General features: G+C 67.8%; 14 protein-coding genes. 8 read left to right on the top strand and 6 right to left on the bottom strand.

The features are described from left to right. Position 1: 1 nt before the first annotated feature. The 4 genes from HDA44_RS01260 to HDA44_RS01245 all read right to left on the bottom strand — a co-directional run bounded on the left by HDA44_RS01260 (position 2) and on the right by HDA44_RS01245 (position 4,094). Positions 2-955: a class I SAM-dependent methyltransferase gene (locus HDA44_RS01260; protein ID WP_184830556.1), complete on the bottom strand. Its 954-nt coding sequence runs from the start codon at positions 953-955 to the stop codon at positions 2-4. Then, a complete protein-coding gene (locus HDA44_RS01255; protein ID WP_184830555.1) occupies positions 955-1,734 on the bottom strand; it encodes an enoyl-CoA hydratase/isomerase family protein in 780 nt (259 codons plus the stop codon). Before HDA44_RS01255 ends, HDA44_RS01260 begins: the two co-directional genes overlap by 1 nt. 297 nt (positions 1,735-2,031) lie before the next feature. Next, positions 2,032-3,075, bottom strand: coding sequence for a Gfo/Idh/MocA family protein (locus HDA44_RS01250; RefSeq protein WP_184830554.1), 1,044 nt, complete (start codon positions 3,073-3,075; stop codon positions 2,032-2,034). Continuing rightward, positions 3,072-4,094 carry a Gfo/Idh/MocA family protein gene (locus HDA44_RS01245; RefSeq protein ID WP_184830553.1) on the bottom strand — a complete coding sequence of 341 codons (1,023 nt, stop codon included), beginning with the start codon at positions 4,092-4,094 and terminating at the stop codon, positions 3,072-3,074. Before HDA44_RS01245 ends, HDA44_RS01250 begins: the two co-directional genes overlap by 4 nt. 167 nt (positions 4,095-4,261) lie before the next feature. On the opposite strand from HDA44_RS01245, the gene glgX reads away from it, so the two are divergent. The 4 genes from glgX to HDA44_RS01225 all read left to right on the top strand — a co-directional run bounded on the left by glgX (position 4,262) and on the right by HDA44_RS01225 (position 8,902). Then, a complete protein-coding gene (glgX, locus tag HDA44_RS01240) occupies positions 4,262-6,322 on the top strand; it encodes a glycogen debranching protein GlgX (protein ID WP_202887817.1) in 2,061 nt (686 codons plus the stop codon). A 74-nt stretch (positions 6,323-6,396) separates the two neighbouring features. Then, the gene (locus HDA44_RS01235; protein ID WP_184830552.1) at positions 6,397-7,146 is read left to right on the top strand and encodes an SGNH/GDSL hydrolase family protein; all 750 of its coding nucleotides are present in this window, start codon (positions 6,397-6,399) and stop codon (positions 7,144-7,146) included. Between the two features lie 40 nt (positions 7,147-7,186). Further along, on the top strand, positions 7,187-8,011 hold the full coding sequence (locus tag HDA44_RS01230; protein WP_184830551.1) for a MerR family transcriptional regulator: 825 nt from the start codon (positions 7,187-7,189) through the stop codon (positions 8,009-8,011). A 3-nt stretch (positions 8,012-8,014) separates the two neighbouring features. Further along, the gene (locus HDA44_RS01225; protein ID WP_184830550.1) at positions 8,015-8,902 is read left to right on the top strand and encodes a transglutaminase-like domain-containing protein; all 888 of its coding nucleotides are present in this window, start codon (positions 8,015-8,017) and stop codon (positions 8,900-8,902) included. 63 nt (positions 8,903-8,965) lie between these two features. Here HDA44_RS01225 and glgP read toward each other — a convergent pair whose 3' ends face one another. After that, positions 8,966-11,557 (bottom strand): alpha-glucan family phosphorylase, encoded by a 2,592-nt coding sequence (gene glgP / locus HDA44_RS01220; protein WP_184830549.1) that lies wholly within the window; start codon positions 11,555-11,557, stop codon positions 8,966-8,968. 182 nt (positions 11,558-11,739) lie between these two features. Between glgP and HDA44_RS01215 the strand changes: the two genes are divergently transcribed. The 3 genes from HDA44_RS01215 to HDA44_RS01205 all read left to right on the top strand — a co-directional run bounded on the left by HDA44_RS01215 (position 11,740) and on the right by HDA44_RS01205 (position 15,213). Then, positions 11,740-13,728, top strand: coding sequence for an alpha-1,4-glucan--maltose-1-phosphate maltosyltransferase (locus HDA44_RS01215; RefSeq protein WP_184830548.1), 1,989 nt, complete (start codon positions 11,740-11,742; stop codon positions 13,726-13,728). 251 nt (positions 13,729-13,979) lie between these two features. Beyond that, the gene (locus HDA44_RS01210) at positions 13,980-14,204 is read left to right on the top strand and encodes a hypothetical protein (protein ID WP_184830547.1); all 225 of its coding nucleotides are present in this window, start codon (positions 13,980-13,982) and stop codon (positions 14,202-14,204) included. Then, positions 14,197-15,213, top strand: a complete 1,017-nt coding sequence (locus HDA44_RS01205) for an HNH endonuclease (protein WP_184830546.1) — start codon at positions 14,197-14,199, stop codon at positions 15,211-15,213. Before HDA44_RS01210 ends, HDA44_RS01205 begins: the two co-directional genes overlap by 8 nt. 125 nt (positions 15,214-15,338) lie before the next feature. Here HDA44_RS01205 and HDA44_RS01200 read toward each other — a convergent pair whose 3' ends face one another. Beyond that, positions 15,339-15,950, bottom strand: a complete 612-nt coding sequence (locus HDA44_RS01200) for a winged helix-turn-helix domain-containing protein (protein WP_184830545.1) — start codon at positions 15,948-15,950, stop codon at positions 15,339-15,341. A gap of 330 nt (positions 15,951-16,280) precedes the next feature. Between HDA44_RS01200 and HDA44_RS01195 the strand changes: the two genes are divergently transcribed. Next, positions 16,281-20,645, top strand: coding sequence for a S8 family serine peptidase (locus tag HDA44_RS01195; protein WP_238352329.1), 4,365 nt, complete (start codon positions 16,281-16,283; stop codon positions 20,643-20,645). Positions 20,646-20,691: the final 46 nt, after the last annotated feature.

Here is a 20,691-nt window from a genome sequence, read left to right as displayed (position 1 = left end):
CTTACTGCCGCACGGGAGCCACACCGGTGATCGAGACGTTGTAGTACAGCTCGTCCGGGACGATCGAGGACAGGGCCTTGTCCACCTTGGACAGCTGCAGCCACGACTTGTACGCGAACATCCGCCAGCCGAACCCGAGTTTCTGCTCCGGTACGGCCGCCTCGAACGTACGGATCGGCCAGCCGAGCCACGCGGCGAGCAGTTCCTCGGTGACTGTGCTGACGTCGACCGCGCCGGCACGGGACGCCATCCGCGCCAGCGTGTCCGGGTCGAACGTGTGCAGGTCCACGACTGCTTCCAGCGCGGCCGCGCGGGAGGACTCGTCCAGCTCCTCCTGCGGGCGCCGCCAGTGCGTGAGCGCCGGCAGCTTGGTCACGTTCGTGGTCGCCCACCAGGTGAACCGGGACAGCCGCCGGGCCACGAAGTCGCCGTACCGGGTCGGCTCGCCGCAGATCACGAACCGGCCGCCGGGCTTGAGTACGCGGAGCATCTCGCGGAACGCCAGCTCGACGTCCGGGATGTGATGAATGACCGCGTGCCCGATCACCAGGTCGAAGGTGTCGTCGTCGTACGGCAACTGCTCGGCGTCCGCGACCTTGCCCTCGACCGCGAACCCGAGCGTCTTCGCGTTCTTCTTCGCCGCCTCGACCATGCCCGGCGAAAGGTCCGTGACATGCGCCTCGTCGAGTACGCCGGCCAGCTTGAGGTTCAGCGTGAAGAAGCCGGTGCCGGCGCCGATCTCAAGGCTCTTGCCGTACGGCCAGCCGTCCGTTCCGGCGACCGCGGTGAACCGGTCGCGGGCGTACTCCACGCAGCGTTCGTCGTACGAGATCGACCACTTCTCGTCGTACGTCGAGGCTTCCCAGTCGTGGTACAGGACCTGGGCGAGTTTGTTGTCGTTCCAGGCCGCCTCGACCTCTTCGGCAGTAGCGGCCGGCTTCTCGGTTGCAGACATCACTTTCCCTCGAATTCGGCTTTTCCGGGGCCGTTCTCGACGAAGGACTTCATCCCGGTCGTGCGGTCCTCGGTGGCGAACAGGGCGGCGAACTGCTGCCGCTCGATCTCCAGCCCGGTGGCCAGGTCGACGCCGAGACCGGAGTCGATCGATTCCTTCGCCGCGCGCAGTGCCATCGCCGCGCCGCGGGAGAACCGCGACGCCCAGGCGACCGCGGCGTCGTACACCTCGGCGGGCGGGACTACCTTGTCGACCAGGCCGATCGCGAGTGACTCCTCGGCGTCGACGAAGCGGCCGGTGTAGATCAGGTCCTTCGCCTTGGACGGGCCGACCAGGCGGGACAGTCGCTGCGTACCGCCGGCGCCGGGGATGATGCCGAGCAGGATTTCGGGCTGACCGAGCTTGGCGTCGTCGGCGGCGATCCGGTAGTCGGCGCAGAGCGCGAGCTCACAACCGCCACCGAGCGCATACCCGGTGATGGCGGCGACCGTCGGTTTCGGGATGGCGGCGACGGCGGACAGCGAGGACTGCAGCGGGCCGGAGCGTTTCACCATGTCGGCGTACGACATGTCCGCCATTTCCTTGATGTCCGCGCCGGCCGCGAAGACGCGCTCGCCGCCGTAGATGACCACCGCGCGGACGTCGTCGTTCGCGGCCGCCTCCAGGGCGGCGGTCCGGATCTCCTCCTGGACCTGGATGTTCAGCGCGTTCATCTTCGGCCGATCCAGCCGGATGGTGCCGACACCGTCACGCACCGAGAGATTGACGAACTCGCCCATACCCGAAGCTCCTTTACCCGCCGGTCACATTCCCGGGAACGGTACCGGACCGCAGCAACCAAACGCACGCCGCCTCCGCTGCCTGACGGCAGCGGAGGCGGCGAGAGAAGAAGAGCCAACCAGCACCGGCGGAGCCGACCGCCGCAGCGACCGGTCGTGGTGTCGGCCGGTCGTGGTGTCGGCCGGTCGTGGTGTCGGCCGGTCGCCGGTGGTGGTGGCCGGTGGTGGCTACCCACCGTGCAGCGACTGAGCGTCCACGCACTGGCGGGTGCGCTGGGGGCGCACCCGGTGGGCGGTTTAGACGTCTACTGCTCGGCCAGATGCGGCTGAGCGGCGGGCGGCGTCGACTATGCGGAGGGTACGGAGGCCGACCGCGCCGTCGGGTTGGGGGACTACCGCGGGCGGCTGGCCTGGCTTGGCTGGGCCGGTGGTGCGGACGGCGTCCAGGAACGTGTCGAGCAGGGACTCGTCCAGGTTGCCGCCGATGCCCAGGAACACCTCGCCGGACCGGTCCGTACCGCCGACGTGCTCCACGAACGGCTCGATCTCCACCGAACCGTTGGTACCGGTCACCTGCAGCGACACCCCGCCCCAGGTCGCGCTGTTGTCCGGCACGCTCCACGAGCAGTCGATCGTGGCGAGCAACCCGTTGTCGTAGTTGATTGTGACCAGCCCGCCGGTCTCCACCTCGACATCCTTGTCCTGGTGCAGAATCCGGTTCGCCGCGGCGTACACGCGGGTAGCGTTCGCCCCGCCGGTCAACCCGTCGATCAGGTCCGCGCAGTGCACGGTGTGGTCGACCAGCGCGCCCCCACCGGCCTGCTTGGCGTCGGTGAACCACTGGCGCGCGTCGTACGGGATCTTCCCGTTGTTGGTCCCCAGGATCGCGAACACCTCGCCGAGCCGCCCCGCCTCGACGTTCGCCCGCAGCCGCGCGTACGACGGCGCGAACCGCACCGGGTACGCGACCATCAGAATCGTCCCGGCCGCCTCACAAGCAGCCAGCATCGCCTCACCATCGGCAACCTCGGTGGCCAACGGCTTCTCGCACAGTACGTGCGCGCCAACCGCGGCGGCCCGCTCGACCAGTGCGCGGTGGCCGGCGTTCTCCGAGGTGACGACGACTGCATCCGGTCCCCAGGCGAACAGTTCGTCGTACGTGTCGACGTGCCGGATCCCGAACTGCGCGGCGAACTCTGCTCCCCGCGGACCGGCGTCCGGCGCGGCGGCGCCGTCCGGGTCGGCGGCCAGCAACTCGATCTCCGGCATCGACGCAAGCAGATGCGCGTACCCGCCGGCGTGCACGTGCGCGAACGAAGCGATCGCGACCTTCAGCGTCATGCCACTGCTCCCGTCGAGACAAAGCTCTTCATGTCGATCGGCTGACCGGACTCCATCGACGCCCGCGCGGCCTCGGCCAGGTACACCGCGGTCGCGCCGTCGGACGCGAGCACCCGCGGCTCCGGTCCGCCGCGCAGACCGATCGCCAGCTCCCGCAGCTGCACCAGGTACGGGCTCTCCCCCAGCGCTGACGCGGGGATCAGCAGGTCACCACCGGACGTACCGTCCTGCAGCTCTTCCTTGTACCCGGTGTCGCCGTCCGAACTGAACTTCAGTACTCCGGCCGAACCGGCCACCTGGAAGCCGGTCTGGAACGTAGTACCGGTCGCGCCCCAGGTCGCACGGCAGTGGCTGATCGCGCCGCTCTCGTGCGTGAGGGTGACATGGGCCGCCACGTTGACCGGGCTGACTCCGTCGACGGTCGGCGGGTTCTGCACCGCGTACACGGTGCTGACCTCGCCGCACAGCCAGCGGGCCTGGTCCAGGTCGTGCACCATCAGGTCCATGATCACGCCGCCGGACCGGGCCACGTCCCGGTACCACCCGGCGCCGGCCGGCGACGACGCCTGCCGGTAGAACCGCGCCACCGCGACGTCGCCGATCCGGCCGGCCTGGATCGCGTCGTACGCCGCCTTGTACGCCGGGAAGTACCGGACCACGTGCGCCGGGTACAGCCGGACGCCGGCCGCCTGGGCCGCGTCGATCACCTCGTGCGAGTCGGCCGCGGTGAGCGTCAGCGGCTTCTCGCAGATCACGTTCTTGCCGGCCTTGATCGCGGCCAGCGTGATCTCCTTGTGCGTCGCCGACGGCGTGACGATGTCGACGAACTCGGCTTCGGCCAGCAGACCGTCCAGCGACGGGGCGACCTCCAGCCCGTACCGCTCCGCCAGCTCCTGCGCGCCGTCGACGGAGTACACCAGGACGCGGGCCCCGAGGCCCTGCCACGACTGGGCGTGGATGTGGGCGATGTTGCCCGCGCCGATCAGACCCACGGTCAGACCGGCAAGCTGTTCCGACATGTGTTCCCCTGGGGTGGGTGAATTAATAACGGTCCTTGCGTATCATTGCGCAGAGCCGTTCGCAACTACCGTCTCACGAACACAACCACCTCACTATCGTGAATGTCGGACGGCTTGTGCAGAATGTGCCGGTGAAAGAAGCGACCGATGCCCCGAGTGCTCCCGGCCTGTCCGTCGGCACCGGACCGCGTCCGGGCGCGGTGGTCCAGACCGATGGCACCACCTTCACGCTCTGGGCGCCGGCCGCCGAGCGGGTCGAGCTGGCCCTGATCGACGCCGACGGCAGCCAGCGGAATCTCGATCTGGCCCATACCGGTGAGTTCTGGACCGGTTTCGTACCGGGCGTCGGTGCCGGCCAGCGGTACGGGTACCGGGTGCACGGCCCGTTCGACCCGTCGCACGGGCTGCGGTTCGACCCGTCGAAGCTGCTCCTCGACCCGTACGCGCGGGCCGTCGACGGCGAGCTCGACTACGACAGCCCGCGGATCTACGACTCCTCCGAGGGCGACTCGGCCGGGCATGTGCCGGTCGGCGTCGTCGTCGCGGACTCCCCGCCGCCGCCACCGATCAGCAAGCCGGTGCACTGGGGCGAGACGGTCGTCTACGAGCTGCACACCAATGGCTTCACCAAACTGCATCCGGACGTTCCGGAGCATCAGCGCGGTACGTACGCCGGGCTGGCGCATCCGTCCGTGATCCGGTACCTGACCGATCTCGGTGTGACGTCGGTCGAGCTGCTGCCGATCCACCACTTCCTCACCGAGCCGTCGATCGCGGCCCGCGGCCTGCCGAACTACTGGGGTTACAACACGCTCGGGTTCTTCGCGCCGCACGCGCCGTACTCGTCGTCCGGGTCGCTCGGCGAGCAGGTGGCCGAGTTCAAGTCGATGGTCGCCGCGTTCCATGCCGCCGGCATCGAAGTGATCCTGGACGTGGTCTACAACCACACCGCGGAGGGCGGTTTCGACGGACCGACGCTGAGCTTCCGCGGCATCGACAACCGGGCGTACTACCGGCTCGGTCAGGGCGCGGCGATGTACGACGTGACCGGCACCGGCAACTCGGTCGACACGTCACACCCGCAGGTACGCCGACTGGTGATGGACTCGCTGCGCTACTGGGTCGAGGAGATGGGCGTCGACGGGTTCCGGTTCGACCTGGCCGTGACGCTGGTCCGTAACGAGCGGCACGAGGTCGACATCCCCGGTCACCCGTTCCTGGCCGAGGTCGCGGCCGATCCGGTGCTCGGCCGGGTGAAGCTGATCGCCGAGCCGTGGGACGTCGGCCCGTTCGGGTACCAGGTGGGCAACTTCGGGCCGCCGTGGTCGGAGTGGAACGGTAAGTTCCGCGACAGTGTCCGGGACGTCTGGCGGAACACGTCCGACGGCGTGAAGGACCTCGCGTACCGGCTGTCCGGCTCCAGTGATCTGTACGGCGACGACGGCCGCTACCCGTACGCGTCGATCAACTTCGTCACCGCGCATGACGGGTTCACCCTGCGCGACCTGGTCAGCTACGAGCAGAAGCACAACGAGGCGAACCACGAGGACAACCGCGACGGCACCGACGACAACCGCTCCTGGAACTGCGGCGTCGAAGGCGAGACCGACGACTGGCGCGTGACCGTGCTGCGCAAACGCCAGATGGCGAACCTGATGGCCACGCTGATCCTGTCCACCGGTGTGCCGATGATCACTGCCGGCGACGAGTGCGGCCGGACGCAGCACGGCAACAACAACGCGTACTGCCAGGACAGCGAGATCTCCTGGTTCGACTGGTCGCTGCCGGAGAGCTGGTCCGATCACCTCGCACTGACGAAGAAGCTGCTGGCGCTTCGGGCCGCACACCCCGCGCTGCGGCAGTGGCACTACTTCTCCGGACAACCGGTCGTCTCCGGTGGCCGGAAGGACCTGTCCTGGATCGCGCCGCACGGTGGTGAGATGACGGACGCGGACTGGTCGGACGGCAACCTGCGGACCATCGGGATGTTCCTGGCGGGTGATGCGTTGCGCGCGACCGACGCGGAGGGCAACGCGCTGACCGACAGCTCGTTCCTGATGGCTCTCAACGCGACACCGGAGACACAGAACGTCGTCGTACCGGACGCGTCCTGGGCACCGGCGTACGAGGTCGTGCTGGACACCAGCAACAGCATGGTGACCGAGGTGGAAGCCGGTGCGACGGTGCCGCTCGCACCGCGCTGTCTGGTGCTGCTGCGCGCGCTCTGAGCGGTCGACGGGGTCGTTAACCTTCCGCCTGTACATTCGTCGGTCACCTGTTGTTCACCTCTGGGGGACCGACGTTGACCACACCGATCGGTGCGCTGCACCGCGCCATCATGCGCTGGGGGGAGGCGGAGCGGACCAGCTCGCGGCTGACCATCCAGCGGTGGCTGGACGGCGTGGCGTACGTAGACGTGCAGGCGCGCACGTACGCGGACTACTGGACCAGACAGAACGCGGATGTACTGACAGCCAACGGTCCGCTCTGGGTCGTACTGGGCGACTCGACCGCACAAGGACTGGGTGCGTCGTCACCACTGCACGGGTACGTCGGCCAAGTCCTCAACGCACTACGCCGCAAGGGAACACCCTGGCGCGTACTGAACCTGTCCAGATCCGGTGCGCAGACCCGGCACGTACTGGAAGACCAGCTGCCCTTGCTGGACGGACTGAATCCCGCACTGGTCACCTGTGGCATCGGCAACAACGACATCCTCGCTACCCCACCAAAGCGCTTCCGCGACCACCTACGCCAGGTGATCGACCGGCTCCCGTCGTCGTCGGTCGTGATGGACCTGACCGTTCCGGACCGGCTGTGGCGCGTCGGCGGAGCAGTCAGCCCGTACGTGTCCGGAATCAACCAGTGGATCAGCAGCACGGCCGGCTCCCGCGGCCTGCCGGTTGCCGAGGTCTCCCGGCACGCACGTCCACCGTGGCGCGGCATGCTCGCACCAGACGCGTTCCACCCCAACAACCTGGGCTACCGCCGCCACGCAGACGCCCTACTCGCCGCACTACCGACCCACGTCCTAACGCCCAAACAGATGTGAGGGTTTACCTTGCCCCTGGGGCAGAGGGTTTGATGATGGTGTGTTGACGATCAGTGAGTTCGGGCGGCGGACCGGGCTGTCGCACAAGGCCTTGCGGCTGTACGACGTGTCTGGGCTGCTTACGCCGGCTCAGGTGGACCCGGCCAACGGGTACCGCTGGTACACCGAGGAGCAGTTGGAGCGTGCTCGGCGGATCAGTGTGTTGCGGCAGTTGGACATGCCGCTCGCGACGATCACCGAAGTACTGGCGGGGACCGACGAGGAGGCGCTGATCCGGCTGGACCGGTGGTGGGCCGCCGAGGAGGCGACCACGGCCGCGCGCCGGGCGACGCTGCAGTACCTGCGGGACCGGCTGGCCCGGACCGGTACGTCCGGGCTGACACCACGCCCGGTACACACCCGGGACGTGCCCGCGACCAAGATCGCGTCGATCCGGGCCGAGACCGACCAGCAACAGCTGATCGGGGTGATCGTGTCGTGCACCGACGAGATCATGACGTACCTGCACAAGGCAGGCGCGACCGTGACCGCGGGGTCGTGGGTGATCTACCACGGCGCGGTGACACCGGACGCGCAGGCGACCGTCGAGGTGTGCGTACCGTTCGGCGGTCTGGTCGACCCGGACGGCCGGATCGGTATCCGGGTCGAACCGGCGCACCACGAGGCGTACTGCACGATCACGATGGACGAGTGCGCGTACCCGCGGATCATGCTCGCGTACGACCTCGTCTTCGACTGGGTCCGGGCCAACGGCATCCCCGACGCGGGACCGCCGCGCGAGGTGTACTTCGCGAACTGCCAGTCGATCCCCCGTGACGAACCGGCCGTCGACATCGCTCTGCCCGTTCACAACAGAAAGCCCTGACCGATGAACAAGAACGATGCACCGACGTACCTGTCCCCCGCGGACTACGCGATCCAGACCTGGTTCAGCGACCCCGGTGCCCATGCCGGACTGTACGACGCGCTGCCGACCGACGTACCCGGGATCGCGGCCGTGGTTCGTAATCTGCTGGTGCACTACCGCGGCGGCGGGATCGAGTTCACCGGCGAGCGGCTGGCCGAGATCGACCACCGGTCGGTGTCCGCGATGCTCAGCACCGACCAGAAACGCAACGGACGGCCGCTGGCCGAGCCGCGCGAACCGTTCGACCGGATCGTCGGCTGCTGCCGTGACTACACGTTGCTGTTCGTCTCGATCCTGCGCCACCAGGGCGTTCCGGCCCGCAGCCGGATCGGATTCGCCGACTACTTCACCCCTGGGTACAACCACGACCACGTGGTCGCCGAGTACTGGAACGGTGATCGCTGGGTGATGATCGACGCCGAGCTGGAGCCGGGCGAACGCTCGTTCGACGTCCAGGACATGCCTGCCGGCCCGTTCCCGTCGGCCGCGGAGGTCTGGCTGGGCGTCCGCGCCGGCGACCTCGACCCGGACAACTACGGCATCGGTCCCGGTCAGCCGATCGGCGGCGGCTGGTTCGTCCGCAACTACGTGCACTACGAACTCGCCCACCTGAACGGCGACGAGCTTCTGCTCTGGGACAACTGGGGTGACATGTCCGACACTCTCGAAGGCGCCGACCTCGCCCTGACCGACCAGGTCGCCGATCTGTTGCTTGCCTCCGGCAACGGTGACGCCGCGGCCACCAAGCAGGTCAACAACCTCTACCGCACCAACCCGGCCCTCACCTTCGCGGGCCGCTCCTTCATCACCTCACCCGCCGGCGGACCGTACCGGCTGATCGAGGTCTAGCCCGGCACCAAAACGACCCCGCCTGGTGAGGCAGGCGGGGTCGTGTCTTTTGTGGTGGTTGGCTCAGAACTCCGAGCCGGCGGGGAGGTCCGGGGTTTCGGGGTCCTCCGGGTCGGACGGGCCGGCGGCCAGGCCGAGCTCGGCGACGCTGGCCAGACCGGTGTGGTTCGGGACCACGCGGACGGTGTAGCCGAACGGGCCGGTGCGGTCCAGCTTCAGCTCACCCTCGTAGCGGTGCCGGTTGCCCTCGTACGTCTCCGCCAGCGACAGCACCGCCCGGACCGGGTCGGTGATCTCGTCGTTGGCGTCGACCCGGCCGTGCAGAACCTCTACGCAGAGGTCCGACGGAGTCAGGTCACCGATCGCGGCGAACGCCCGGATACCGACCGTGGTCCCCAGCTGCGGTACGTCGCCGAGGCCCTGCAGCTCCACGTGGTCGACGCGGATCGACGGCCACGCGGCGCGGACCTTCTGCTTCCAGGCGGCCAGCTCGCGGGCGCCGTCGTACGTCGAGTTCAGCGAACGCGACGACCGCGCCGCCGGTACGTACAGCTGCTCGACGTAGTCCCGCACCATCCGGGTGGCGAGCACCTTCGGGCCGAGCTCCTTGATCGTGTGCCGGAGCATCTCGATCCAGCGGCCCGGCACCTCGCCGTCGTAGAACCGCGGCGCGACCTGCTTCTCGATCAGGTCGTACAGCGCGTGCGCCTCGAGGTCGTCACGCCGGTCGGTGTCCTCGATCCCTTCGGCGGACGGGATCGCCCAGCCGAACTCGTCGTCGTACCACTCGTCCCACCAGCCGTCCCGGATGGACAGGTTCAGCGCGCCGTTCAGCGCCGCCTTCATCCCGGACGTGCCACACGCCTCGTACGGGCGGAGCGGGTTGTTCAGCCAGACGTCACACCCGGGGTACATCGGCTGCGCCAGCGCGATGTCGTAGTCCGGCACGAACACGATCCGGTGCCGTACCTCCGGGTCGTCGGCGAAGCGGACCATCTCCTGGATCAGCTTCTTGCCACCCTCGTCGTGCGGGTGTGCCTTGCCGGCGATGACGATCTGCACCGGACGCTCCGGGTGCAGCAGCATCGACTTCAGCCGCTCCGGGTCACGCAGCATCAGGGTCAGCCGCTTGTACGACGGGACCCGCCGCGCGAAGCCCATCGTCAGTACGTCCGGGTCCAGGATCGAGTCGACCCAGCCGAGCTCGGCGTCGCTGGCGCCGCGGTTCAGCCAGGACTGGCGGACCCGGGCGCGGGTGTCGTCGATGAAGCGCTGCCGGAGGAGTCGCTTCGTCTCCCAGATCTGCGCGTCGGTGGACTTGTCCAGTCCCTCGAACACCGAGTCACCCTCGGCCGTGTACGTCGCGTAGGTCAGGTCGTGCACCTCACGGGCGACCCAGGTCGGCGCGTGGACACCGTTGGTGATCGAGGTGATCGGCACGTCGACCGGGTCGAAGCTCGGCCACAGCCCGGAGAACATCCCCCGGCTGACCACGCCGTGCAGCTTGGACACGCCGTTCGCGCGCTGGGCCAGCCGCAGCCCCATGATCGCCATGTTGAACAGCGCCGGGTCGCCGCCCTCGAAGTCCTCGGCACCGAGCTCGAGGATGCGCTCGATCGGGACCTCCGGGCCGAACACGTCGGCGGAGAAGTGCTGCTGGATCAGCTCGACCGGGAACCGGTCGATACCGGCCGGGACCGGCGTGTGCGTGGTGAACACGGTGCCGCCACGGTTGACCTCGAGCGCGGTGTCGAAGTCCAGGTCCTTCTCGGTGGCCAGCTCGCGGATCCGCTCGATGCCGAGGAATCCGGCGTGGCCCTCGTTGGTGTGGAACACCTCCGGCGCCGCGTGCCCGGTGATCCGGCAGTACGTCCGCACGGCGCGGACACCGCCGACGCCGAGCAGCAGCTCCTGCAGCAACCGGTGCTCGGTCGAACCGCCGTACAGCCGGTCGGTCACCTCGCGCTCGGACGGCTCGTTCTCCTCGATGTCGGAGTCGAGCATCAGCAGCGGCACCCGGCCGACCTGGGCGACCCAGATCTGCGCGTGCAGCTCGCGGTTGCCGGGCAGGGTCAGGGTGACCGTGGCCGGCGCGTCGCCGTCGCGGAGCAGGCTGATCGGCAGCCCGTCCGGGTCGACCAGCGGGTACCGCTCCTGCTGCCAGCCCTCACGGTTCAGCGACTGCGCGAAGTAACCGTGCCGGTACAGCAGGCCGACACCGATCAGCGGTACGCCCAGGTCGCTGGCCGCCTTCAGGTGGTCACCGGCGAGGATGCCGAGACCGCCGGAGTACTGCGGCAGCACGTGCGTGATGCCGAACTCCGGGGAGAAGTAGGCGACCGCGCTGAGCGGCTGCCCGGAGGTCTGGAACCACTTGCCGTCGGTTACGTAGCCGTCCAGGTCGGTGACTGCCAGTTCCAGCCGGCGCAGGAAAGCGTGGTCGTTGGCCAGCTCGTCGAGCCGGGCCGCCGGTACCTCACCGAGCAGTTTGACCGGGTCACCGCCGGTGCTCCGCCACAACTGCGGGTCGACGGCCTCGAAGACGTCCTGCGTCTCCGGGTGCCAGGCCCAGCGGAGGTTGTTCACCAGGGTGCCCAGGCCGGTCAACGGCTCGGGCAGGACAGGGCGGACGGAGAATCGTCGTATCGCTCGCACCGGGACACCGTACCGGCCAAAGGGGCGGAGAACACCCTCGGCATGCATCGATCTTGCAACGCGAGCAAGATTTTGCAGGTCCGCGTGTCACCGGTGGGTACCGGGAACCGATACGGTCAGTGTTGCAGGAACTACGTGGTTGCAGGATCTCCTACTTCGGAAAGCGAAGGTTCGTCTACGCCATGACTGGGCGCATCCCGATCACCGATGTCACGCCGACCGTCGACGCCGGCGCCTATCCGGCGAAGGCCTCGGTCGGTGAGACCTTCACCATCGCGGCCACGGTCTTCCGCGAAGGCCATGACGCGGTGAACGCGAACGTCGTTCTGACCTCGCCGTCGGGACAGACCAGACGGATGCTGATGACGCCCGCCGGCCAGGGCAGCGACCGCTGGACCGTCGACGTGACGCTGCAGGAGCAGGGCGCGTGGACGTTCGCGGTCGAAGGCTGGAGCGACCCGTACGGGACGTGGCGGCACAACGCCGAGATCAAGGTCCCGGCCGGGCTCGACGTCGACCTGATGTTCGCCGAGGGCGCTGCCTTCTTCGACCGCGCCGCGGCCGGCGTACCGCCCGCGGTCCGGGCCGATCGCGGCACCCTGAGCGACGCCGCGCACGCGCTGGCGAACGGCGCACTGCCACCGGAAGCACGGCTCGCGGCCGGCACCTCCCCGCAGGTTCGCGCCGCCCTCGGCCGGTATCCGGTGCGCGAACTGATCACGTCCTCCGAGACGTACCCGGTGTGGGTGGACCGGACCCGCGCGTTGTACGGCAGCTGGTACGAGTTCTTCCCGCGCTCCGAGGGCGCGACGTACGACGACGCGACCGACACCTGGAAGTCGGGTACGTTCCGGACCGCCGCGCAACGCCTCGAAGCGGTCGCCAAGATGGGCTTCGACATCCTGTACGTACCGCCGATCCACCCGGTCGGCCACTCGTTCCGCAAAGGCCCGAACAACACCCTCGACCCGAAACCCGGCGACCCGGGTTCGCCGTGGGCGATCGGCTCCGAGGACGGCGGCCACGACGCCATCCACCCCGAACTCGGCACCTTCGAGGACTTCGAGTACTTCGTCGGCCGCGCCCGCGAGGTCGGCCTCGAAGTCGCGATCGACCTGGCCCTGCAGGCCTCGCCGGACCACCCGTGGGTGAAGGACCACCCGAAGTGGTTCTCGATTCGCGCCGACGGCTCCATCGCGTACGCCGAGAACCCGCCGAAGAAGTACCAGGACATCTACCCGATCAACTTCGACAACGACCCCGAAGGCATCTACGCCGAAGTACTGCGGATCGTGCGGCTGTGGATCGCCAAGGGCGTCACGGTGTTCCGGGTCGACAACCCGCACACCAAGCCGGTCAACTTCTGGGAGTACCTGCTCGGCGAGATCCGCAAGACCGACCCGGACGTGGTGTTCCTGTCCGAGGCGTTCACCCGGCGGCCGATGATGCAGGAGCTCGCGAAGGTCGGTTTCCACCAGTCGTACACGTACTTCACCTGGCGCAACGAGAAGTGGGAGCTGGAGGAGTACCTGACCGAGCTGACCTCGGAGACCGGGCATTTCCTGCGGCCGAACTTCTTCGTCAACACCCCGGACATCCTGACCGCCTACCTGCAGTACGGCGGGCCGGGCGCGTTCAAGATCCGCGCGGCGATCGCGGCGACCTCATCACCCGCCTGGGGCGTGTACGCCGGGTACGAACTCTTCGAACACGTCGCGCTGCGGCCCGGCTCCGAGGAGTACCTCGACACCGAGAAGTTCCAGCTCCGGCCGCGGGACTGGGCAACCGCCGAGGCCGAAGGCCGTTCGCTGGCGCCGTACCTGACGCTGCTCAACAACATCCGGCGGCGGCACCCGTCACTGCAGCAACTCCGTAACCTGTCCCTGCACTCCGTCGACGACGAAGCCATCATGTGCTTCTCGAAACGCTCCACCGCCCCCGACGGCCACAGCGACACGATCATCGTCGTGGTGAACACCGACCCGCACTCCGTCCGCGAATCCATGGTCCACCTCGACATGGCCGCCCTCGGCATGCGCCCCGAAGACACCTTCACCGTCTACGACGAAATCACCGGCGCGACCTGGCGCTGGGGCCAACAGAACTACATCAAACTCGACCCCAACGGCGAACCCGCCCACATCCTCGCCGTACGCCGAGGGCAGGCCTAGGTACATCAGTCGTTCTGGGGCTTGCCTGCTTGGGTGGAGGGTTGCCCCTGAAAATTCGAGGGGGCAACCCTCCGCTTGCGGGGATGACCCTTCAAACGGGGGGGTTCGGCTGCTCGGCGCGTCCGGTTCCGTGCGGTGGGCCGGCGGTTTGAGTTGCGGGTGGTGAACGTGCGGGTCACGCTTACTGCACTACTCGGCTTCGGACGTACCGCGCGTGGGTACGCCGGGATGCATTGTGTGTGGGAGGGACGTTGGCGGGCTCGTACCGTGGGTTGATTCTGGACTTCGGTGGGGTGCTGACCACGCGGATGCGGTTGAACGGTGAGGCGTTCGAGCGGGCCGCCAACCTCGTACCTGCTGAGGTGCTCGGCATCCGGACCGTGCACCACACGACCGATCCAACTGCGACGGCAAACCTCCTGGACTCGCTGCTGTTGATCCACCAAGCCGGACCTACCGGAGCGGACCGTGACTGAACCTGTGCGTTATCAGGAAGGTAAGGACAACAACGTCTTGTCGTCGGCGCTTTATGACGCCTACAAGGGCAAGTGTTGGTGGTGCGGCCGGGCGATGCCGTTCCCGGACGCGGAGATCGATCATCTGCTGCCCAGGTCCGCGTCGCCTGAACGAGTGGCCGAGCTTGCTCAGGAGCTGGGGCTCGACGGCGACTTCGACGTTCATGACCCGAGGAACCTCGGTCCGATCTGCCCGGGCTGCAACAAGGAGAAGGCCAGCACTGATTTCACGAAGGTCCCACGAATCGTCAGCAAGCTGCGCAAGGCGGAGAATCTCCGGCCGCGGGTCATCCGCCTCGTCCGCACATTCCACGACACAAAGGCCATCGCGGCGGCGTTGCTGCGGGCGAAGGCGGCGGATCTGTCGGATGCGGATGCCCGGCGAACGCTGAACGAGCACGCGCCCGGGTTCATCCAGGCGATGGCGAACGCCGGCGTCGACCTGGACTACTCCGCGTACTCCGTCGTCGACGTCGAGCGCGGTGAGGACGGACCACTCGAGGTCGAGGTCACGCTCGGCGCGGTCAGCCGGCGGGCATTGGGCGTACTCGAAGATGCTTGCGGCGGGGAGTTGCCGGCTGTACTTGAAGAGCCGGTGATCGCGCTCGAGAGAATCCTCCACAAGGATGTCTTCAGTGCTTTCGAGAACAAGCACATTCCCGGCGGTGCGGCGTACCCCGGGTCGGTCGAGTCTGGTTGGCTCGACGTCGCCGTCCGGTCGGTGTCGCTTGATCGCAGTGGGACGTACTTCGAGTTCACGTTCGAGGGGACGTTCCAGGGGCAGTTCCCGGTCACTCTGCTCCATGACTCGGTGGACCCGGGCACGCTTGAGGAGGGGGCCGGCGAGGCGTTCGCCGACGGCGAGTTCAGCTTCCCGGCCGAATGGGATCCCAGCGACGGCGACGTGGAGATCATCGTCGGCGAACCCACGCTGACCTACAACGAACTGAAAACCTGGATCGACTACTGAAGCCGACCACGACTTTGAGAAGTCACCGCGCATCCTCATTGCCCGGAAATGCGCGGTGAGTTCTCAAAGCCGAGTTCGTACGGACAGCCGCGCGGAGCACGACGACCACTCCCCCGGGTGGCGGTTCAGCCGGCTCGGAGGTCTGTGATGGTGGGGCGTTGGTGGTCGGTCAGGCGGAAGCCGATTCCGCGGACGGCGTCGATGGTTACGGTTGTTCCGAGGGCGTCGAGTTTTCGGCGCAGGCGTTTGACGACCGAGTGGACGTCGGCGGTGCCGCGGACGTTTCGGGCTCGCCAGACGGTTTGGTGCAGCGACTTGTACGACCAGACCCGTAGCGGCGATGACATCAGTTGGGTGAGCAGGTCGCGTTCGAGTTCGGTCAGTTGGATTTCGCGGCCGCGCCAGCGGGCTACGGCGCGGGTTCGGTCGATGGTGAGTACGTCGTCGGTGCCGTCGTTCCGGCCGGGGGTGGCGTCGGGGTACGTGTCGGCGGCGTCGGGTTCGGGTGGTTCGGGATTTTCGGGTGCGGCCGGTGGTGGCTGCTGGGCGGGTACGAGCAGCTTGCGTAGCTCGTCGAGGCTGGAGACGAGGAGCAGCGGTGCGACGTCGTCGACGAGTTCAGCCAGCCGGACCCGCTGTTCTGGTGATGCCGCGACCGCGATCAGGAGCGGGAACGGCTCGGGTTCGGTGCTGGTCAGGTCGACGTCCACTGGGGCGGGGACACGGGCGGTGACCATCTGATCACGATGTCAATAGCTGCCTTGGATCGTCAACGGAATGACAACGTTTGCCCAGATTGCTCAGGGTTGCTCCGATCGGCGCGACGGCTAGTCACATGTTGCTCACGAAGTGTGCTTGTTACCACGTTGTTCTGACACATAAGGTCCACGTCAAGCTTGCGGTGTCACATGCCGCGGCCCGGGAGGCACGCAGCGTGTTCGGGCCTCCAAGCAGCAGATGACTCGGGGGAGTCGACTCGGGGTCGTTCCAAGTGAGGGGCTGCAGAGATGTCACATCAACCACGAAGGGGGCCGGCCAGATCACTGGCCAGGTCGCTCGTCAGTACCTTGGCGGCGCTGGCCGTCGTCGCGACCGGGATGGCCGCCGCCGGCCAGGCCCAGGCGTCAGCGCCGACGAAGCCGGAGGCCACGCCATCGCCCGCCGCCAAGATCAAGCCGGAGCTGCTGGCGAAGCTGGACGGGAAGGACGCCAAGGCCGCGACGGACTACTGGGTCCGGTTCGGTACGAAGGCCGACCTGTCCGCCGCGAGCAAGATCACCAACTGGAACGAGCGCGGTACCGCCGTGGCCGCCGCGCTGAAGAAGGCCGCGGCGGACAGCCAGGCGAAGGTCCGCGCCGAGCTGGACGCGCAGCACGTGAAGTACCGGTCGTTCTGGGGTACGAACGCGATCCGGATCGAGAACGGATCACTCGCCCTGGCGCAGAACCTGGCCGCGTACGCGGAGGTGCAGGGCCTGTACGCGCCGACCCAGGTGGAGGTACCGAAGGTCACCGCCGGCCAGGCCGAGAAAGAGGTGCAGGCGGTCGAGTGGGGTATCGCCAACATCAAGGCCAACCAGGTCTGGTCGCAGTACGGCGACAAGGGTGAGGGCATCGTCGTCGCGAGCATCGACACCGGGGTGCAGTACGACCACCCGGCGCTGGTGAAGCAGTACCGCGGCAACAACGGCGACGGCACCTTCAACCACAACTACAACTGGTTCGACGCGGCCGGCACCTCGCCGACCAAGCCGTCCGACGGCAACGGCCACGGCACCCACACGATGGGCACCATGGTCGGCGACGACGGCGCCGGCAACCAGATCGGCGTCGCGCCGGGCGTGAAGTGGATCGCCGCGAACGGCTGCTGCCCGAGTGACGAGGCGCTGATCTCCTCCGGCCAGTGGATGCTGGAGCCGACCGACCTCGCCGGGCAGAACCCGGACGCGAGCAAGCGGCCGAACGTGATCAACAACTCCTGGGGTTCGACGCTGCCGTCGAACGACCCGTTCATGGAGGACATCAGCCTGGCCTGGACGGCGTCCGGGATCTTCGGCACGTTCGCCAACGGCAACAGCGGCGACCTGGGCTGCAACAGCAGCGGCTCCCCGGGCAGCCTGACCAGCAACTACTCATCAGGCGCGTACGACATCAACAACAACCCGGCGTCCTTCTCCGGTCGTGGCGTGGGTCAGAACGGCACCATCAAGCCGAACATCTCGGCTCCGGGTGTCAATGTCCGTTCCAGCCTGCCCGGCAACGCGTACGGCTCGTACAACGGAACGTCGATGGCGACACCGCACCTGACGGCTGCGATCGCACTGCTGTGGGCCGCCTCGCCGGCACTGAAGGGCGATGTGGCCGCTACACGCGCGCTGCTGAACCAGACCGCGATCGACACACCGGACAGCCAGTGCGGTGGCACTGCTGACAACAACAACGTGTTCGGTCAGGGCCGCTTGGACGCGCTGGCTCTGGTAGCTGCCGCGCCGATCGGTGACACCGGCACGCTGGCCGGCAAGGTCACTGCAGCCACCGGTGGTGCCGCGCTGGCTGGCGCAAGCGTCACCGTGCACCAGGACGGTACGCCGGACAAGGTACTGACCACCGGCAGCAACGGAACTTACTCGTCTGTTCTGCCTGCTGGTAGCTACAGCCTCACCATCGCGTCCTTTGGCTACAAGACGCAGACCACCACTGCTGACATCACCACTGGTCAGACAACCACCAAGGACTTCGCTCTGGTCAGCTCACCGCAGGTGAGTGTGGGCGGCACCATCTCGGACGGCTCCGGTCACGGCTGGCCGCTGTACGCGAAGGTGAGCGTCGAGGGCCCGGGTGGAGTGTTCGACTACACCACGCCCAGCAACGGCCGCTACAGCCTGAAGGTCCCGGCCGGTGCGGCGTACTCACTCAAGATCGAGTCGCAGTACCCGGGCTACCAGACGGTAAGCCAGCCGATCACGGTCGGCAGCGGCAACCTGACGAAGAACGTCGCGGTTCCGGTGCGTACGGACAGCTGTGCGACTGCTCCTGGTTACACGTGGGGCTCCGACGGCGTGTACGAGACGTTCGACGGCGGCGCCGTACCGAATGGCTGGACCGTGGTCGACAACGCCGGCAACGGCCAGGTGTGGAAGTTCGACGACCCGGGCAACCGGGGCAACCAGACCGGCGGTACTGGCAAGTTCGCGACCGTCGACAGCGACAAGTACGGCAGTGGCGGTACGCAGAACACCGCACTGGTCAGCCCGGTTGTGGACCTGAGCTCGGTCACTGCTCCGGTGATCCGGTTCAACCAGAACTACAAGCGACTGAGCGACAAGGCCGACGTGGACCTGTCCATCGACGGTGGTGCCACCTGGACCAACGTGCTGCAGCAGACGGCCACTGTCAGCGGTCTGAAGGAGATCGCGATCCCGCAGGCGGCCGGTAAGGCCAACGTGCAGGTGCGGTTCCACTACTACGAGGCGAAGTACGCCTGGTGGTGGCAGGTCGACAACGTCCTGATCGGCAGCCAGATCACCTGTCAGCCGACCGGCGGCGGCATCGTCGTCGGCAACGTCAAGGACGGCAACACCAACGGGTTCGTGAACGGCGCGGTCGTCACCCGTGACGGCAGCGGCGAGTCCGGTACGACGGTGGCAACGCCGGAGGACACCGGTCTGAACGACGGCTTCTACTGGCTGTACTCCTCGGCCGACGGCGACCAGGGCTTCACCGCCAAGGCCGGCAACTACGTCAGCTCGACCGCGACCGTACCGGTCGAGGCCGACTGGGCCACTACCGCTGACTACACCCTGCAGGCCGGGCAGCTGTCCGTCACGCCGGGTGCGATCACCGGCAACCTGAAGCTGCCGACCGGCAAGGTGACCAAGTCGTTCACCGTCAAGAACACCGGCGGTGCACCGGTCGACGTGAAGTTCGGTGAGAAGGACGGCGGTTTCGTCCTGCAGAACGCGAACGGCACCAAGACCACCAAGGCACAGGTCGAGAACAGCGCCGGCGCCCCGCTGCAGCGGATCGCCGTCAGCACCTCGTTCGCCCGGATGCTGTCCGGTAAGACCGATGCCGCGCCGGTGGCCGCGAAGCCGCAGGCGGCGCCGTGGACCGACATCGCCGACTACCCGTCGACGGTGATGGACAACCGGGTCGTCAGCCTGGAGGGCAAGACGTACTCGATCGCCGGTGGTGACGGCAGCGCCTCCACCGCGAACAGCTACGTGTACGACCCGGCGACGCTCGCCTGGACCGCGATCGCCCCGCTGCCGGGTGCCCGCAACGCCATCACCGTGGGGGTCACCGGCGGCAAGATCATCGCCAGCTCCGGCTGGGGATCGTCCGGCCCGGCGGCGGACACCTGGTCGTACGACCCGGCCACCAACGCCTGGACAGCGGTAGCGGCCAACCCGGCGCCCCGGGCCGCGGCTGGTCAGGCAGTACTGGACGGCAAGCTGTACGCCGTCGGTGGCTGCACTACCGCCAACTGCACCCCGATGAGCAACACCGTGGTGCGCTACGACGCCGGTGCGAACACCTGGCAGACGCTGGCGAACTACCCGCAGTCGGTCGCGTTCGCGTCCTGCGGTGCGATCGACGGCAAGCTGTACTGCGCCGGCGGTAACGACGGCACGAACTCACTCAAGAAGGCGTACGTGTACGACCCGGGAGCTGACTCCTGGACCGCGATCGCGGACGCTCCGGCGGACCACTGGGCGGCGTCCTACGCCGTCGCCGGTGGCAAGCTGCTGGTCGTCGGCGGTGTCCAGGCCGGTGCGGTCACCAACGCCGGATTCGCGTACGACCCGGCCACCGAGGCCTGGTCCGCGCTGCCGAACGCCAACCTGCCGCGGTACCGCGGTGGCGCGGCTTGCGGCTTCTACAAGGTCGGTGGCTCGTCCGGTGGCTTCAACGCCACCGCGGACAGTGAGTCGCTGCCCGGTCTCGGCGACTGCACCGAGTCGTCGGCGGACGTGAGCTGGCTGTCGCTGGACAAGACCGAGGCCACGCTGGCCCCGGGCGCGTCGACGACGGTCAAGGTCACGCTCACCGCGAGTGTCGACCAGCCCGGTACCTTCAGCGGCGCCGTGACGATCGGCGAGAACACCCCGTACACGGTGGCTCCGGTCGCGGTGACGATGAACGTCACCCCGCCCACCACCTGGAGCAAGCTGATGGGCACGGTCACGGGCGTCAGCTCGTCCGGCGCGTCCGCTCCGCTGCCGGGTGCCATCGTCCAGGTGGACTCGTGGGCGCAGTCGTACACCTTCATCACCGACCAGTCCGGCAACTACGCGTACTGGCTGGACCGCCGGAACAACCCGCTCACCCTGATCGCCGCCAAGGACGGCTACAAGCCACAGACCCGTACCACCAAGCTGGTCGCCGGCACGCCGGTCACCGAGGACTTCGCGCTGAAGTCGATCAAGTAGTCAGGTACTGACAGCTCGGCCCCGGACCACACCGGTCCGGGGCCGA

Origin of the sequence: Kribbella solani (genome assembly GCF_014205295.1) — a bacterium.
Lineage (GTDB): Bacteria > Actinomycetota > Actinomycetes > Propionibacteriales > Kribbellaceae > Kribbella > Kribbella solani.
Note: the sequence above shows the minus strand (reverse complement) of the source record. Positions and strands in the feature narration are given on the sequence as shown.

Excerpts from the sequence above, each read along its gene's own strand:
- HDA44_RS01260 (WP_184830556.1), bottom strand. The coding sequence starts at position 955 with ATGTCTGCAACCGAGAAGCCGGCCGCTACTGCCGAAGAGGTCGAGGCG.
- HDA44_RS01255 (WP_184830555.1), bottom strand. The coding sequence starts at position 1,734 with ATGGGCGAGTTCGTCAATCTCTCGGTGCGTGACGGTGTCGGCACCATC.
- HDA44_RS01250 (WP_184830554.1), bottom strand. The coding sequence starts at position 3,075 with ATGACGCTGAAGGTCGCGATCGCTTCGTTCGCGCACGTGCACGCCGGC.
- HDA44_RS01245 (WP_184830553.1), bottom strand. The coding sequence starts at position 4,094 with ATGTCGGAACAGCTTGCCGGTCTGACCGTGGGTCTGATCGGCGCGGGC.
- HDA44_RS01225 (WP_184830550.1), top strand. The coding sequence starts at position 8,015 with ATGAACAAGAACGATGCACCGACGTACCTGTCCCCCGCGGACTACGCG.
- HDA44_RS01215 (WP_184830548.1), top strand. The coding sequence starts at position 11,740 with ATGACTGGGCGCATCCCGATCACCGATGTCACGCCGACCGTCGACGCC.
- HDA44_RS01200 (WP_184830545.1), bottom strand. The coding sequence starts at position 15,950 with ATGGTCACCGCCCGTGTCCCCGCCCCAGTGGACGTCGACCTGACCAGC.